Raw genomic sequence first — 15017 nt, 5'->3', positions numbered from 1 at the left:
ATCAACCTTCCCACATGCAGTCACCGCCCATCCGATTCATGATCACAATTTGCCCAACTTCTTCAGGTAATCTACGAACTTCGGGACACCTTCATTCAGCATCTGGTCGATGGCAGCGTCGTACTTTCCTGGCCACTGCTGTTTGATGAAGAAGACGTCGATCCGTAGCGCAAGATCGAACCTTCCACTTTTTATAAGTTCGACCTGACGCTCGCGCCAGTATTTGCTCGCAGTCCGACTTCCCCACGTAATCGTCAGGTAATGGTCAGCCTCATCCATCTCAATGGCGATACCGTTCTCGACCGCCTGAGATTCGGTCAGGCCGAACGCCTTCATCAACGAATCTTTCGGGGGCATGTGGTTCACTTCCCCGCCGGGAACCACAATCAAATTTCCGGGATTTGCCGGATCGGGAACCTTGAGTTCCTTGTAAACGCCGCCTCGATAGGCATGCGAAGGTGCCACCCGTCCGCATTTCGGCGCGTTGTGAACCAGAATCCATTCGTTCCCGGACAGCACATAGTAGGTGTGCAGGTCCGCAACCGTGAAGTTATACATGGTCTGACGGCTTGTAAAGACATTCACCGCGGACACCGTCGCGCGGCCACCTCCCGACGTGGCCAGCTCGGCGTTGGCAGCGAGATCTCCCGCGTTGACCCAGCTGCGAGTGGACGGACTCCAGAACGGGTGATGTGCCGTGGTGTGCAGCACCGTGGTGGAACCGTCTGATTGCCGAATCGTCAGGTCGGTCAGATCCGTATCGGTGCTGGCGATCAGGTTGGTGACCGGCTTCGCCGCCGTGAAGCCGAACACGGGATCCGTGGCTACCACGCGATCCCCTATCCGAATTTGTCCGATCGGTTTCCGCTTGCCACCGTCCAACAGAACAGGGGTATCCGCAGAGAAACTGTTCCGACCCACTCCAAGACACGAAATAGTGACCTCGGTAGAGATCTGAATGAACTCCGCCCGATCAAGCTGTTCCACGACGCGCTTCGCCGAATTCTCGGCCTGGATCACAGTTTTCAGGCCACGGAACGTTGCCGCCGTCAGTTTCACCGCACCGGAAAATACGAGGCCCTCGACGATGTTGACGCCCAACTCCTTCAGGGCTTCGCCGAACGTAATGTCCCCCTGGATAAGACTGTACAGCGTCGTTCCGACATCGCCGATCGTGATCAGCGCGCCCAAGGCTGCTCCGCACCCGACCAGGAGCAGGCATCCCACGCCTCCGACGACGATGCCCGGTACCAGCATCGCTCCGATCCCCAGGGAGACCTTGCCGACGAATTGGAGGACCTGCATGTAGTCGAAGCTGGGGTCGAAAACCGAATTGACGCAGCCGAGGTAGTCGCGGTTGGTATCACCCTGCGGGTAGAGGATCTTGCACTGCGCGGCGTTGCCCGCGGCACGAACCGCCAGCTCGTCCGGATCGGCGATGGCGTTCTTGAGACAGTTATCCGCGATGGTGTCTCTTTGGTTGAGCCAGTTGTCGATCCGTTTGGAGAGCTCGTTGCCCTCGGTCTCGTAGCAAATCGCGGCTTGCTTGGAAACCCCCTGCCGCCACTTTGCCTTGGCGCTGTCGGCGGCATCCTGGATCGCACCGATGTCTGCGCCGGCCTCCTCAGCGGCCTTGGCAGCCTGTAGGTAGGCCTTGCGTGCTCCAGCAGCGTTCGTCTTCGCCTGCTCGTGCAGAGCATCAGCCCAGGCTGCCGCACGAATGGCGGTACGGGCGGAGGCATTCGCCTTCATCGCGGCGGTCTGCGCGGTCTTGGCCGACTTGACCGCGCTGTCGGCCGAGGCAGCCGCCTTGTTCGCCCAGCCGACCGCCGCAACGGCGGCGTCGCTTGCCTTCTTCCCGTACGTGATCGCCAACTGGGCATGGCGAGCGGCCTCGGTGGCGTTGCCCCGGGCCTTCTCTGCCTCGGACATGGCCGTCTCGGCCTGCTGGACAGCGGTCGCGCCGGCCTGGTTGATCCGCTCCATCAAGCCCGCGACGTTGGCGAGGTGGAGGGTGTTGGCGTGGTCCCGCTCCAGTGCCTGGAACTGGCCGACCTTGAGGAACTGGGTGAGCTGCGCCGGCGGACCGTCGAGCGCGACCTGAGCCGCCGCTTTGATCTCCGGCCCCGCGTCCGGGTTCGCCATCATCTGATTGGCCTGGAGCCGGTCGTCGATGGCTGCCGCCACGTACTGGCCGTTTGCCAGGAAGTCCCGCAGAGCGGGAAGCGTCTCCGCGTCGAGGGCGGCCTGCGCCCGCTGAACGGTGTTGACCCGCCCGACCGCCTTCGCCGTGCTCAGGATCTGATTGACCTGGAGACGATCCTGAGCGAATCGACCCGTGTAGTTCTGGGTGTTGAGAAACTGGGTGACCTGAGCATCGGTGCCGTTCAAGGCAGTGATGGCGGCCCTGGACAGAGCGATGTTCTCGGACGCGGCGATCTGGGCGACGGCGAGACGATCGTCCTGGGCCGCCGCGGCAGCCAGGTGAGAGCGGGCGAAGCCCAGAACCTCGTAGTTCTCGTCCGCGCTCAGGGCATCGAGTGCGGCCTGTCGCGTCCACGTTCCGGGGCCCTGCGCGATGGTGATCGCCGCGGTGCGCGCGGCGGTGACAGCGGCCGCCTGGTCGGTCTGCGGGTTCTGCGCCAGAGCGAGGAGCCGGTTGGTCTCCGCGTCCCGTTTGCCAGCCTGCTGAGCATCCCAGGCGGCGACCTTCTTGACCGCCTCGTACTTGAGGTTGAGCTCCCGCGCGGTCTCCAGCGCCGCGTCCTTGGCGACGGCGAGCCGTTCGGCATCCGCCTCTCGGGCCGCGTTGTAGACCTCCAGCGCACGCTTACCGAGATCCACGACCTTGTTGGCAGCCGTGACGGCGGCATTCGCGTGCTCAGTCGCCTTGACCGCCGCTTCCGCGGCGGTTCCCGAGAATTTCACCGCGTCCTCGGCGGCTTTTGCTGCGGCACGTGCGTTCACGACCGCTTCCAGCGCAGCGTTCCTGGAGGCCACCGCGTTGTCGATGGCGACCTGCATGTACTTCTTGGCCGCTGCCATGGCTCTTCTGGCTCGCGCCGCCTCGGCACGGGCCTGGGCGGCGGCCGCCTCGGCTTCAGCCTTCGCGGCCCCTGTCAGATCCGCGTACTTCTGTGCCTCGTCGCTGGCCGCACCGGCTGCCTCAGCGTTGTAGGTCGCGGCATCGAAGTCGATGATGGCCGATTGCAGCAGCGCCAGGGTGTTCGCCGCCTGCTGCGCCCGCTGCGCGAGTTCCTCGGTCGAGTTCGCGATTCGCAGCGCCTCGGTCGCCGCGACCTTCGCCGCATCCACCTTGGAGCTGTCGGTCAACGACTGGTTCGCCAGGCGGTAGGCCTTCGACGTGGCGTCAGCGGCCTTACCCGCCGCCCAGTGCGCACGGTTCGCCGCGCTGATCGCCTGCTGTGACGCCCGGTAGGCGCCTGCCGCAGCATCCAGCGCCACCTGGGCCGCCGCTGCCGCCTGGCGGGCGGCCCGGGCCGCCCGCTTCGCATGCGATTTGGCCTCCGCCGAATTGGCTTGCGCCCGCTTGGCCGCCGCACCCGCCTCGTCCGCCGAACGCTTCGCGGCGGCGGCGGCGTCGGACCCACGCTTGGCCTGGTCCTTGGCGTTCGCGGTCTCCCTGTCGACGATGGCGGCCGATTCCTCCGCCAGCGAAAGCAGGTCCTCCAGCGCCGCGGTCTCCTGCTCCTGTGCCACCGCCACGTCCCAGTCGTACGACAGGAATTGCTCGTACGCGGTGGGCGTGGCGGCATCGAGCGCCTTCTGCGCAGCGGCCTTGACCTGTGCGCCACCGGACGCGGCCACCTGGTTGACGCGCAGCCGCAGATCGGTCTGCCACTGCTTCTCCCAGCCCGACTCGACGAAGTCAGCAATCAGGAGCGGATCTTCCGAGTCCAGTACGGCCTGCGCCGCCTCGCGCACCTGAGGACCGCCAGTGGCCATCAGCTGGTTGACCCGGAGGCGTGCGTCGATGTTCTGTGGCCCTTGCCGGCCGGAAGCCAGGAAAGTGTTCAGGGCTTCCGGGTCACCGGCATCGTGGGCAGCGATCGCGGCTTCCGCAGCGGCCCTCAGCGCCGGCCCGGCGACGAGGATGCTATCGGCTACCGCCTCGCGCAGGTCCACTCGGGTGGCCTGTTCCATGCCGCCGTTGAAGAAAGCACTTACCTGATCGTCATTTCCCGTCAGGGCCGCCTCGGCCAGAGCCCGGACGTGCGGACCTCCGCTCAACCAGGCATTGACAACAGTGCCGCGTGAGACTGTGGCCGACTCGATTTCATCGGCACGGACAGGTTTCCCGTGCAAGAAGCCGGCCAGCAGCATGAGCACAATGAACGCCGCCAGCAAGGAGCGGCTTCTGCGGACGGCGTGCAATGGCCCGCCGGACGCCAAGACAGGATGAGATTTCTTTATCACTCGATCTCCTCGAGAGGGTGCCGGGCTGGAACGGCAACGCCGGCGCACCGCTGTCTCGCGGGCAGGCGGCCGCAGCCCTCTCCTCAGGAATCAGGTCATACCGCTTCGTACAGGTACGGCACCCGTCGACAGCGAGAGTCGACAGGCACCGACGGGGGCCGACAACCGTTCGGATCGGTCACCGGCCCCTTCCACGTCCCACTTATCCCTTGGCCTCGATCTTCAAGAGAGTCGTCGGCACATCGTTCGGGTCCGCGCCCTGACCCACCTGGACGCTGCCGTCAGCGTCGACCGGCACCGCCTTCTGCGTGCCCCCCTCGGGCTTGATCGTGGCCGTGACCTCGTGCCCGGTACCGGTTCTCTGTCCGTCACCACGGATCTCATAAACGCCCGGGACTTCCAGGTTCAGCAGACCAGGCGCCTTAAGGATCTTGAAACAGACCCGGCCGACGCCGTCAGCACCGATCGTCTCGTCGGTCGTCCAGATCTTGAGCAGGCCGATGTCACCCTCGGCTGGGGTCGAGCAATCGACAAGCAGGATGTTGCCATCGCCCGAGATCAACTTGACGTTCTGCTCGGCCAGGATCTGCGCCGCGTTCGGGTACGAGTAGTCCTCCACCAACGACAACGGCGAAGCCGTGGCCTCCGCAGCCGAACCGGCCTGAGCGAAAGTCAATACACCAGCGGCCAGAACGGCGGCAGCGCCGGCCCATGGCAGGATCTTCTTCACGTGAATCTCAGCCTTTCTCAGTTGCGGTCTTCGGGCAGCTCGATGCTGCTGAACGCGCCGAACCCGGTGGAGTCGTAGGCCGGCTCGTCGAGATCGGGGTCAGCGAAACGGCCGCCCTCATCGGCGGTCAGGGTGTGCATGATGACGCTGTTGCCGCCGCGGCCGAACAGTGTCGCCACGTCGTCGCGGCCGTCGCCGTTGAAGTCGCCGGCGGTGAGGCGGGTCAGGTCCCAGGAACCCCATTCCGCGGTGGTGGTCTTCCAGGAGGTGAACGGCGCGTTGTAGGTGCCGTCGGCCTTGGCGGTCCAGGTGAAGAGCGACAGGCTGCCGTTGGAGTAGTTGTAGAGGCCGGCCAGGTCGCCGCGGCCGTCGCCGTTGAAGTCGCCGGCGACGAGGCGCAGGCGGTTCGGGTCGCCCCAGTACGGGGTGGCCGGAACCTCCCAGATCCGCCGGTCCTCCTCGAAGCCACCGGTGGCGGTCGACGTCCAGCCGTAGATGGCGATCGCGGCGCTGGCGAAGCCGTACATGGCGCCGACGTCGGCCCGGCCATCACCGTTGAAGTCGCCGCTGAAGACCTTCATGCGGCCGATCTCGCCCCAGTACGGGGTGGCGGGGTTGAACCATTTGCGGGCCGGTTCACTGAAGGTGCCGTCCGCACGGGCCGTCCATACGTACAGGCCCATACTGAGGTCGGTGTCGCTGAAGAAGCCGGCGACGTCGGTACGGCCGTCACCGTCGTAGTCGCCGCTGGTCATCAGCATGCGGTCGTAGTTGAAGGTGGTGCCGGTGCCGGTCCACGCGCGCTTCGCGGGCAGGCAGGCGCCGTCCGCCTTGGTCAGGAACGTGTCCAGGGTCAGCGTGCGACCGTTGGCGCCGCCGTTGAAAACGACCTGATCGATGATGCCGTCGCCGTTGAAGTCACCGCGGAGGACCTTGTTCCGGGCAGCGGTGTAGAGACCGGCGGCGGTGTTGCAGCCACCCACTGCCGACATTTTGCCTCTCGCGTTGGTGACGAAGGTGTACGCGCCGAGCGCCCCGGTGGCGTAGTTGTAGGCCAGGGTCACGTCGTCGCGGTGGTCCTCGGCGAGGCCGCCGGGCGCGTAGGTGCGGATCCAGCTCCCGATGTCGTCGAGACGGGTCTCGACCGCGTCCCGCTCGGTGGCGGTGGAGCCGAGGCAGCCGCCCTGGTCGGACAGGTGGTGGATCGCCACCAGCTCGACGGCGCCCGCGTTGTCCCGCAGCGCGGGTCCACCGGCGTCGCCCTTGCAGATGCCGGGCTGGTTCGCCACGACCCCGGCGACGTCGAGCAACCCGGCACCGACCGCGGTGACCTCGAACTGGGCCGAGTGCAGAGCACCCGGCACCCACTGGGTCGCGGTGCGGCCGTACCCGGCCAGGCGCAGCACGTCACCGGCAGCCGGGGCGGTGGCACCCACCTTGACCGGCGCGATCGTGGTCGGCTGGTTCAGCTTGACCAGCACGACATTGCGGTCGGGGTGCGGGACGAGGCGGGCCGCGGTACGGACCTGCCCGGCCGTGCCGTTGAGGTCGGCCCGGCCGATCGTCACCGTCGTGGGCACGGCCGGCTTGCCGGCGGCCGGAGCTTCTCCGAAGCACGCCTTCGCGGTGACCACCCACTGCGGGTCGACGAGTGCGCCGGTGCAGGCCTGGCCGACACCCCGCTCACCGACCGCGACGTGTGCCACGAAGCTGTAGGTGCCCTGCTCGACGAGGGCGCCGCCGGTCACACCGAGCGCCGGCGTGCTCGCGGCGGCACCGAGGACGATCGCCGCCGTGGTCACTCCGGCCCATCCGGCGCGTCGCGGCCACCGTGCCGCCACGCTCCCCGCTGCTCCTCGACCGAATATCTGGTAACGCAACTGACACTGCCTCCTACACCGAACGTCAACATAGAGCCGCGTCAGCATAGATGCATGTCTAGATTTATGGTTACAAGAGTGAGACTCCACACCGGATTCCGGTGTGGAGTCTGGCTTTCATGGCAGGTCAGAGGATGTTCAGGTCGGCCCAGCCGTAGAAGATGCGGTGGTCGGAGCAGAGCACGCCACCGCAGTAGCTCGGCGGCAGCGAGTCGCCGAACATCTGGCCGCCGAGATGGTCGTCCCGGAAGAAGATCAGATCGATCTTGGTGCCGGTCTTGCACGGCCCGCCGGTGGTGTTGCCCACAGTGGTGGCCTCGCCATAACCGGGGCACGGCCTCGGGTCGGCGTCGTCCATCTCCCGGTACGCGCCGATGTTGCCACCGTTCGCCGGAGTGTTGACCTTCGGGGAGTACCAGACGTTGAGTTCGGGCCATTCGGGAGTGGCGTTGAAGTCGCCGGCCGTCAGCACGACGTCACCTGCCGCCTCGAAGTCCTCGACGTGCGCGAGCACTTCGTTGACCTGGGCCTTACCCACCCTGGAGAACTCCATGGGACTGATGTGCGTGACGCAGTACCGCACCCGCATGGTGGTGGTCGGCGCACAGAGCAGGTGCCGTTTCTCGTCCGCGTCGAGCGCCGACTGCTCCGCCAGCTTGAAGCGGTTCGCCGTGCCGAGCGGCTGCCGGCTGAGCAGGGCGATACCGACCGGCTTGCCGTTGCAGACGTCGGGGTTGTCAGGACTGGCCGTGGCGTTACGGGTGGCCTGGAAGCGGACGAAGTTGCCCTTGTCCTGCGGCCAACCGGTCTCGTTCTGCAGCCGGCTGGTCAGGGCCGCGTACTGACTCTGGCAGACCTCGTTGAGAGCGACGAAGTCCGGCTGTACGGCATCGATCGTGTCGAAGATCTTGGCGACCAGCAGATCGGACGCGCCGGCGGTCCGATACTTCCATCCACCGCTGACGTTCCAGTGCATGGCGGTCAGTCGCACCGTCGACTCGGCCCGGGCGGGCTGCGGTGCGACCACCGGCACCACCAGGATCGCGGCGAACACCGCCAGAATGCTCCTCATCCGTACACGCAAGTTCGTCCCCCGTCTGGTTGCGGCTGAGATCGACAAGGCTCAGACCCTATCGGTCCACACCGCACGGAGCGACGGTTACGCTGAGGCTCCCCGCAGGCACCAAAAGTCAGATCGGTAGTCTCTGTCGTCGCAGATGGACATCAGACATGTCGATACATCCCTACGGCATGTCCGTCCGGCCGTCCCGTCTGCGCACAGGAGAGAGGCACCCACATGCTCATTTCTAGACACCGGTGGCTGACCGCCGCGGGGCTGTCCGTCACGATCGCGGCGGCGAGCCTGGCCGGTGGCGGGTCCGTGAGCGCGGTCGTCGGCGAGACCGTCGACCCGAGCGTTCACGCCTTCACCGCACGGGTCAACGTCGGCACCCCCGGTATCGGGCATGGGTGCTCCGGAGCATTGGTGGCGGCGTCCTGGGTGCTCACCTCACGCGCCTGTCTGAGTGTGGCGGGCGTACCGGCCGCGACCGGAGCGCCGGCCCAGCCGACCACGGTCACCGCCGGGCGTACCGTCGATGTCGCCTGGGTCGTCCCACACCCGGACCGCGATGTCGCCCTGCTGCGAACCGTCAGTCCGCTCAACGAGGTCACCCCGGTCGCCCTGGCAACGGCGGCACCGAGTGCCGGTGACGTCCTCCAGGTGGTCGGCTACGGCCGGACCGCCACCATGTGGGTGCCGGACCGCAAGCACCTCGGGACGGTGTCCGTCACGTCGGTGGGCGCCACCACGATCGACGTGGTGGGGACGGACCCGGACACGACCGTCACCTGCCGGGGCGACCTGGGCGGTCCCACGCTGCGCGAGGTGAACGGCTCCGTGCAGTTGGTCGGCATCCACCTGAGCTCCAGTCAGCACGGCTGCCTGGACGCGCCCGAGACCTCCGCACGGGGAGCCGTCGAGACCCGCGTCGACGACCTCGCCGGATGGATCAGGCAGAACAGCGCCCCCGTCCTCGTCCGCGACTTCAACGGTGATGGCAAGAGCGACATCATCGGCCGCTACACCGATGGCGTCCTGCGCCTCTACACCGGCAACGGCACCGGCGGCATCAACAGCGGCTACACCACCGTCGCCACCTCGTGGGCCAACATGAGCGAACTGTTCTCCCCCGGCGACTTCAACGGCGACGGCAAACCCGACATCATCGGCCGCTACACCGATGGCGTCCTGCGCCTCTACACCGGCAACGGCACCGGCGGCATCAACCCCGGCTACACCACCGTCGCCACCGCCTGGACCAACATGAGCGAACTCTTCTCCCCCGGCGACTTCAACGGCGACGGCAAACCCGACATCATCGGCCGCTACAGCGACGGCACCCTCCGCCTCTACACCGGCAACGGCACCGGCGGCATCAACCCCGGCTACACCACCGTCGCCACCTCGTGGGCCAACATGAGCGAACTCTTCTGACAGCTGCCACTGGCTATTCAGACTCTGAATGACGGGGGCCCACACCGATCGGTGCGGGCCCCCGTTCTCCATGGTCGGGTGGCTCCTCGGTTAAAACTGCCCTCCGCGGGAGCACCGATCCGCACCTCCCGCAGGAACCTCAGCCGACTTACGAGCCGGATGCACCGCCCTCGGCTGCTCCGCGCTGACCGCACAGGCCGCCGACACCATCAGATCGCGCATGCTCTCGTACGCCTGGGCACCATCGTCCAAACCGATCAGCCCCAGCCCCTGCCCGGCGGGAAATGGCTCGCACCGAGTGCACGTCCATCAGCACGCTGGCGATGTCGTCGAGCACCTCCAACTCGGACCGGCCCTCGGCGATCGCCGCCACCGTCAGCAGGTCACCGACCCGGGACGGGTCATCCCGCAGGCCGGAATCCAACGGCTGCAACGCCTCGAACTCGTCATCGTCGGCCGGTTTGACCCAGCTGACCGCGTTCCGATCACGATCGCGGACGACCCACTCCTTGGCGCGCAGATGCATCGCCAACTCGGAAGGCGGCCGGGAGGTCGGCGCCGCACGGTCGGTGACATGAGCCCGGATCATCGTGCCGCCCTCTCCATGTCGCCGATCAAAAGCCTGCGAAGCGCCGGCACCGTCAACAGGAGACCCGGCCCGGCGAGAGGAGTGAAGTGGGCGCCTTCAGCCGATGCCGGATCTGTGGAGAAGCCATCGGTTCGGTCCTCTTGCGCTCCGGGACGAGCGATCCGGACATCGATTCCGTCGAGGTCCAGGTTCATCCGTGAAGTGGTGAGTCCGCACGCGAGCGCGAGAAGAATTCCTCACCGTGCGGCCCTTGATGAACGCTCCTGTGCAACGCTGCCCCACACCCTCACACCTCAGCAATGCCGCTTCGGTGGACAGCGTGTGCGATTCGAGGTGGATCAGGCCGATCGGTGTTCGGCGGTGGTCAGCCAGGTGCGGTACCAGTCGGTGAAGGACATGCGGGAGCCGTCGGGGTTCTGCAACGGGTGGAAGCCGTCGGACTCGGCCGTGTAGTCGGCCCACATCTGGCCCCGGGACGGGCCCGAGAGCACCAAGACCTCGCGGAGCCCGCAGCCCACATCGCACAGATAGAGCAGGCCGTAGGTGTGGGCCGGGTCGTAGAGCAGGTCGAAATACCGCTCGTCGTCGTCGGGCAGATCGGTGGGCAGGGTGTCCAGCGGGTTGAACGCCCGGATGTGGGCGAACGGGCGGGTCAGCGTGGTCGAATCACGGTCGGCGGCGCCGCCGCCCGTCCAGCGCCAGCGGCCGGACGCGCGGCTGAGTGGGAACAGGCCGTGGCCGGGGCCTGCGCCGCCACGGCCGGCCTGAAGCAGGAACGCCCGATAGTCGGCGGGAAGGACCAGGCCCAGCTGGGATTCCAGGTCGGCCAGCTCGGTCGTGGTCAGGGGCGGTTCGAGTGTCCAGCGATCGCCGGGAGAGGCAGGGGCGGCCGCCAGCGCGGATAGGCGCGGTGCGTTGTCCGACCACAGAACCGGCGGCTCGGGCGGCTTCGGTATGTCGATCTTGAACAGCACGTCCGTCACGGCCGAAACGCTAACCGCACCCTCTGACAGTTCCGCGACGGCGTGACGCTGAGATCGCGCCGCCGGGAGAGGCGGTGCGAGGGCGGCAACAGCGGCGCGGGCAGAGAGAGCGGCCCGGGAGGGACGGCAACCCGGGAGGCCGCAGCGGGCGGCGCGGCGGCGAGAGGGGACGGCGGGAAGGGTGGGCGCTGGGAGACGACCGCGGCCTGCCGACCCGCGTGTGAGAGGCGCGGGCGGCAGGCCGTTCGGTGGGTCGGGTGCTCGGGTGGGAGGGCCGGTGGCCTGGTCCGAGGGCGACCCGCCAGCGACCGGGGGGAGCCGGCCGGAGCGGAGCGACGAGCAGGTGTGATGCAACAAACGGGTGGTGCGGTGGCCGCGGACCGTCTGGGCCGCGGCCGGAGGGTCAGCTGGTCTCGCCGGCCAGGCTGAAGGAGCCCAGGCGGTTGATGGCCAGCACGGTGCCGGCGATGACGAAGACGGCGCTCATCACGAGGGCCGTGGTCAGGCCGATCGAGGACGGGATGATCTCGGAGGGGGCGATCGTGTCGGCGATGGTCGCGACGTACTGGCCGACGGACAGGATCTTGGTGCCGCTGACGAAGGTGGCCAGCAGGTTCTCCCAGACCAGGATATACACCAGGCCGAGCAGCACCGGGCGGCGGCTGAGCAGGCTGAACAGCAGGAACAGGGCGGAGTAGGCGAGGGCGCCGACCACCGCCGCGGCCACCAGGGCCAGGCCCAGTTTCACCGAGCCGGCCAGCAGGCCGGTGATGAACAGCGGGATCGCCGAGACCACCGCGGTCACCGAAGCGGCCACCGCGTATTTCGCCAGGATGATGTCGCGGCGGGGCAGCGGCTTGGTGAGGATGTGGACGATGGTGCCGTCGTCGATCTCGGAGCCGAGGACGCCGGTGCCGACGATCAGGGCGACGACCGGCAGGACCACGTGCAGGCCCAGTTCGACGATGACGGCGCGGCCCCACATGTCGGGCGAGACGCCGTACGCCCGGGTGATGGCCGCCAGGCCGACCAGCAACAGCGGCAGGGGCAGGAGGAGCAGTGCCCGGCGGCGGCCGAAGAGTCCGCGCGCGGTGATCAGAGCGACGGTGGACATCAGCCCTCCAGCAGGTAGGCGAAGACGCTCTCCAGGGACTCGTCGGACGGCACCAGCGAGTGCAGTCGGATCCCCTGGTCGAGCGCGATGCGGGGCAGCACGCGGGTGAAGCTGCCGTAGTCGGAGGCCCGGACGGTGAGCCCGCCGGCCTCGATCTCGATGCCGGCCACCGATTTCTCGGCGATCAGCGCGACGGCGAGCCGCCGGTCGTCGGAGCTGCGGACCGCGAAGACGTGCGGCCGGTTGGTCATCAGCCGGCGGATCTTGCGGTAGTCGCCGGAGGCGGCCAGGCGGCCGGCCACGATCACCTGGACCAGGCCGGCGACCTGCTCGACCTCCTCCAGGATGTGCGAGCTGAACAGGATGGTGTGCCCGTTGTCGCCGAGGCGGTGCAGCAGCTCCATCATGTGCATGCGCTGGCGCGGGTCCATGCCGTTGAACGGCTCGTCGAGCAGCAGCACGCGCGGCTCGTGGACGAGGGCGGCGGCGACCCGGGTGCGCTGGCGCATGCCCTTGGAGAAGGTCTCGATCCGGCGGTCGGCGGCGCCGGTCATCTCCACCAGCTCGAGGGCGCGGCGAGCGGCGGCGGCCGGGTCGGGCAGTTTCTGCATCTTGGCGCAGGCGGTGACGAACTGGCCGGCGGTGAGGTAGCCGTGCACCGACTCCCGCTCGGTGACCAGGCCGAGGTCGCGGTAGACGGCCGGGTTGCGCCAGGTGGGCTTGCCGTCGATGGTGACGGTGCCCTTGGAGGGGGCGAGGAAGCCGGCCATCATGTGCAGCACCGTGGTCTTGCCGGCGCCGTTCGGCCCGAGCAGGCCGGTCACGCCGGGGCGCAGCGTCATGCTGATGTCGTTGACGGCGACCACGTTGCCGTACCACCGGGAGACGGTGGACAGCTCGACCACTCCGGTGGTGGCGGCCGTGGTCTCGGCGGGCAGGGTCTGGGTGGTCACAGCGAGGCCACCTTCCGGTAGCGGGCCAGCAGGAGCAGGAGGCTGACGGCGATCAGGCAGACCGCCTCGATGGCGTAGATCGGGCCGAAGCGGCCCAGGTCCAGCCCGAAGCCCTCGTTGCCGCCGCTGATCCACTGGCCGACGCCGGCGATCAGGGTCATCGGGCTGGCCAGGCCGGCCAGGCTGTTGGCGGTGGTGGAGGGCAGCGAGGCGAGCACGCCGACGATCGGGGTGCTCATCAGGAAGATGGCCACGATGCCGCCGGCCGCGAACGCCTGCTTGCCGGTGAAGGAGGCGACCAGCAGGCCGATCCCGGCGAACATCAGCGCCCAGAGCAGGCTGTAGCCCCAGCCGGGGATCAGGTCGCCGAGCTCGTTGAAGACGCCCTTGGCGCCGTCCTTGGTGGTGAACGCGGCACCCAGGAACATGATGAACTGCGGGATCCCGAGCAGCAGCCAGATGGCCGAGGCCATGGCGGCGAACTTGGCGGTCACGTAGTCGGCGGCGCGCAGCGGCCGGCTGAAGTAGAGCGGCAGCACCCCGGCCCGCAGATCGCGGGAGACCAGCTGGGGCGCGACGATCGCCAGGAAGAAGATGATCAGGAAGCTCATCTGGTCGGCGAAGCCGGTGTAGGTGAAGACCGTCTGGCCGATCTGGGACCGGACGGCCGCCGCGATCACCGCGACCAGCAGCATGATCCCGAAGACCAGCCACGGGAAGATCTTGGCCTTGGCCGAGCGGCCCAGGCCGAACGCCGCCCGCAGGCCGTGCACGTAGAGCGAGAACTGGAGGGCGAAGCGGCCCAGGCGCGGGCCTGAATACCGCTGGTACCCGATGTCGTGGATGACGCCGGCCTCAGACATCGGCCGTCTCCTTCGTGGTGAAGAGCTCGGCGACGCGGTGCCGACGCTGGTCCAGGCGGTGCAGGTTGAGATCGAGGTCGGCGACCGAGCGGAGGATCCGGTCGTACGCCGCGTCGGACTCCAGGGCGACCAGCAGCACGCGGCCGTCGCGGGTGACCGGCAGGCCCTGCCCGGAGAGGCTGGCGAACAGCTCGTCGGTGCCGTCGGCCACCTCGACCGCGAGCACGTCGGAGGCCGCGGTCATCGAGGAGATGCGGTCGGCGCGCAGCAGGCGCCCGCCCTCGATGGCGATCAGCGAGTCGCAGATCCGCTCGACCTCGCCGAGCAGGTGGGAGCAGACCACCACGGAGATGCCGAACTCGGTGCCGATCCGGTGGACCAGGGCGAGCATGGCGTCGCGGCCGGCCGGGTCGAGGCCGTTGGTGGGCTCGTCGAGCAGCAGCAGGTCGGGGTCGTGCACCAGCGCCTGAGCGAGTTTGACCCGCTGTTTCATGCCGGTGGAGTAGCCGCCGATCTGCCGGTAGCGCTCCTCGTAGAGGCCGACGTGCCGCAGCGCCTCGGAGGCGCGCTCGCGGGCCGCGGTCTTCGGCAGGCCGCTCATCCGGCCCAGGTGGGTGACGAACTCGGCGGCCGAGACGTCCGGCGGAAGGCAGTCGTTCTCAGGCATGTAGCCGACTCGGGCCCGCACTTTGTCCGTCTCGACCACGGGGTCGAGGTCGAAGACCCGGACGGTGCCGCCGCTGGGCGGCACCAGCCCGAGCATGATCTTGATGAAGGTGCTTTTGCCGGCGCCGTTGGCGCCGACCAGTCCGATGACGCCGGCATCGACGGCGACGGTCAGGTCCGCAAGCGCGGTCACCCCGCCGCCATACGTCTTGGTCAGCCCGTCCGTAGCGATGATGGTCACAGGCACAGCCTAGGAACCCGCCGCACTCAGATGGATCGGGAAAACCCCTTAGGCGTTCTCAGGG

Annotated in this window: 11 protein-coding genes; 1 reads left to right on the top strand and 10 read right to left on the bottom strand. The window is 67.8% G+C overall.

Translation table 11 applies throughout. The annotated features are described in order from the left end of the window. Positions 1-42: 42 nt before the first annotated feature. The 4 genes from ACQ0O7_RS34415 to ACQ0O7_RS34400 form a co-directional block, all read right to left on the bottom strand. Positions 43-4368, bottom strand: coding sequence for a polymorphic toxin-type HINT domain-containing protein (locus tag ACQ0O7_RS34415; protein ID WP_430788539.1), 4326 nt, complete (start codon positions 4366-4368; stop codon positions 43-45). Between the two features lie 271 nt (positions 4369-4639). After that, positions 4640-5167, bottom strand: coding sequence for a hypothetical protein (locus ACQ0O7_RS34410; RefSeq protein ID WP_430788537.1), 528 nt, complete (start codon positions 5165-5167; stop codon positions 4640-4642). Between the two features lie 17 nt (positions 5168-5184). Beyond that, positions 5185-7008 (bottom strand): FG-GAP-like repeat-containing protein, encoded by a 1824-nt coding sequence (locus tag ACQ0O7_RS34405; protein ID WP_430788535.1) that lies wholly within the window; start codon positions 7006-7008, stop codon positions 5185-5187. A 166-nt stretch (positions 7009-7174) separates the two neighbouring features. Beyond that, positions 7175-8119, bottom strand: coding sequence for an endonuclease/exonuclease/phosphatase family protein (locus ACQ0O7_RS34400; protein ID WP_430788533.1), 945 nt, complete (start codon positions 8117-8119; stop codon positions 7175-7177). 225 nt (positions 8120-8344) lie between these two features. Here ACQ0O7_RS34400 and ACQ0O7_RS34395 point away from each other — a divergent pair, with 225 nt between their 5' ends. Continuing rightward, a complete protein-coding gene (locus tag ACQ0O7_RS34395) occupies positions 8345-9544 on the top strand; it encodes an FG-GAP-like repeat-containing protein (RefSeq protein ID WP_430788531.1) in 1200 nt (399 codons plus the stop codon). 148 nt (positions 9545-9692) lie between these two features. Here the strand turns inward: ACQ0O7_RS34395 and ACQ0O7_RS34390 are convergent, their stop codons facing one another. The 6 genes from ACQ0O7_RS34390 to ACQ0O7_RS34365 all read right to left on the bottom strand — a co-directional run bounded on the left by ACQ0O7_RS34390 (position 9693) and on the right by ACQ0O7_RS34365 (position 14953). Beyond that, complete coding sequence (locus ACQ0O7_RS34390) at positions 9693-10133, bottom strand: hypothetical protein (protein ID WP_430788529.1); 441 nt, start codon at positions 10131-10133, stop codon at positions 9693-9695. Between the two features lie 338 nt (positions 10134-10471). Continuing rightward, the gene (locus tag ACQ0O7_RS34385) at positions 10472-11116 is read right to left on the bottom strand and encodes an SMI1/KNR4 family protein (protein WP_430788527.1); all 645 of its coding nucleotides are present in this window, start codon (positions 11114-11116) and stop codon (positions 10472-10474) included. A 403-nt stretch (positions 11117-11519) separates the two neighbouring features. Then, positions 11520-12230: an ABC transporter permease gene (locus tag ACQ0O7_RS34380; protein WP_430788525.1), complete on the bottom strand. Its 711-nt coding sequence runs from the start codon at positions 12228-12230 to the stop codon at positions 11520-11522. After that, the gene (locus tag ACQ0O7_RS34375) at positions 12230-13183 is read right to left on the bottom strand and encodes an ABC transporter ATP-binding protein (RefSeq protein ID WP_430788523.1); all 954 of its coding nucleotides are present in this window, start codon (positions 13181-13183) and stop codon (positions 12230-12232) included. Before ACQ0O7_RS34375 ends, ACQ0O7_RS34380 begins: the two co-directional genes overlap by 1 nt. After that, the gene (locus ACQ0O7_RS34370; protein WP_430788521.1) at positions 13180-14046 is read right to left on the bottom strand and encodes an ABC transporter permease; all 867 of its coding nucleotides are present in this window, start codon (positions 14044-14046) and stop codon (positions 13180-13182) included. Before ACQ0O7_RS34370 ends, ACQ0O7_RS34375 begins: the two co-directional genes overlap by 4 nt. Beyond that, entirely contained in the window at positions 14039-14953 is a 915-nt protein-coding gene (locus tag ACQ0O7_RS34365) for an ABC transporter ATP-binding protein (protein ID WP_430788519.1), read from the bottom strand. Before ACQ0O7_RS34365 ends, ACQ0O7_RS34370 begins: the two co-directional genes overlap by 8 nt. Positions 14954-15017 lie beyond the last annotated feature (64 nt).

This window comes from Actinoplanes sp. G11-F43, from assembly GCF_050589265.1.
In the GTDB taxonomy this organism is placed as follows: Bacteria; Actinomycetota; Actinomycetes; order Mycobacteriales; family Micromonosporaceae; genus Actinoplanes.
Note: the sequence above shows the minus strand (reverse complement) of the source record. Positions and strands in the feature narration are given on the sequence as shown.

Excerpts from the sequence above, each read along its gene's own strand:
- ACQ0O7_RS34400 (WP_430788533.1), bottom strand. The coding sequence starts at position 8,119 with ATGAGGAGCATTCTGGCGGTGTTCGCCGCGATCCTGGTGGTGCCGGTG.
- ACQ0O7_RS34395 (WP_430788531.1), top strand. The coding sequence starts at position 8,345 with ATGCTCATTTCTAGACACCGGTGGCTGACCGCCGCGGGGCTGTCCGTC.
- ACQ0O7_RS34390 (WP_430788529.1), bottom strand. The coding sequence starts at position 10,133 with ATGATCCGGGCTCATGTCACCGACCGTGCGGCGCCGACCTCCCGGCCG.
- ACQ0O7_RS34380 (WP_430788525.1), bottom strand. The coding sequence starts at position 12,230 with ATGTCCACCGTCGCTCTGATCACCGCGCGCGGACTCTTCGGCCGCCGC.
- ACQ0O7_RS34370 (WP_430788521.1), bottom strand. The coding sequence starts at position 14,046 with ATGTCTGAGGCCGGCGTCATCCACGACATCGGGTACCAGCGGTATTCA.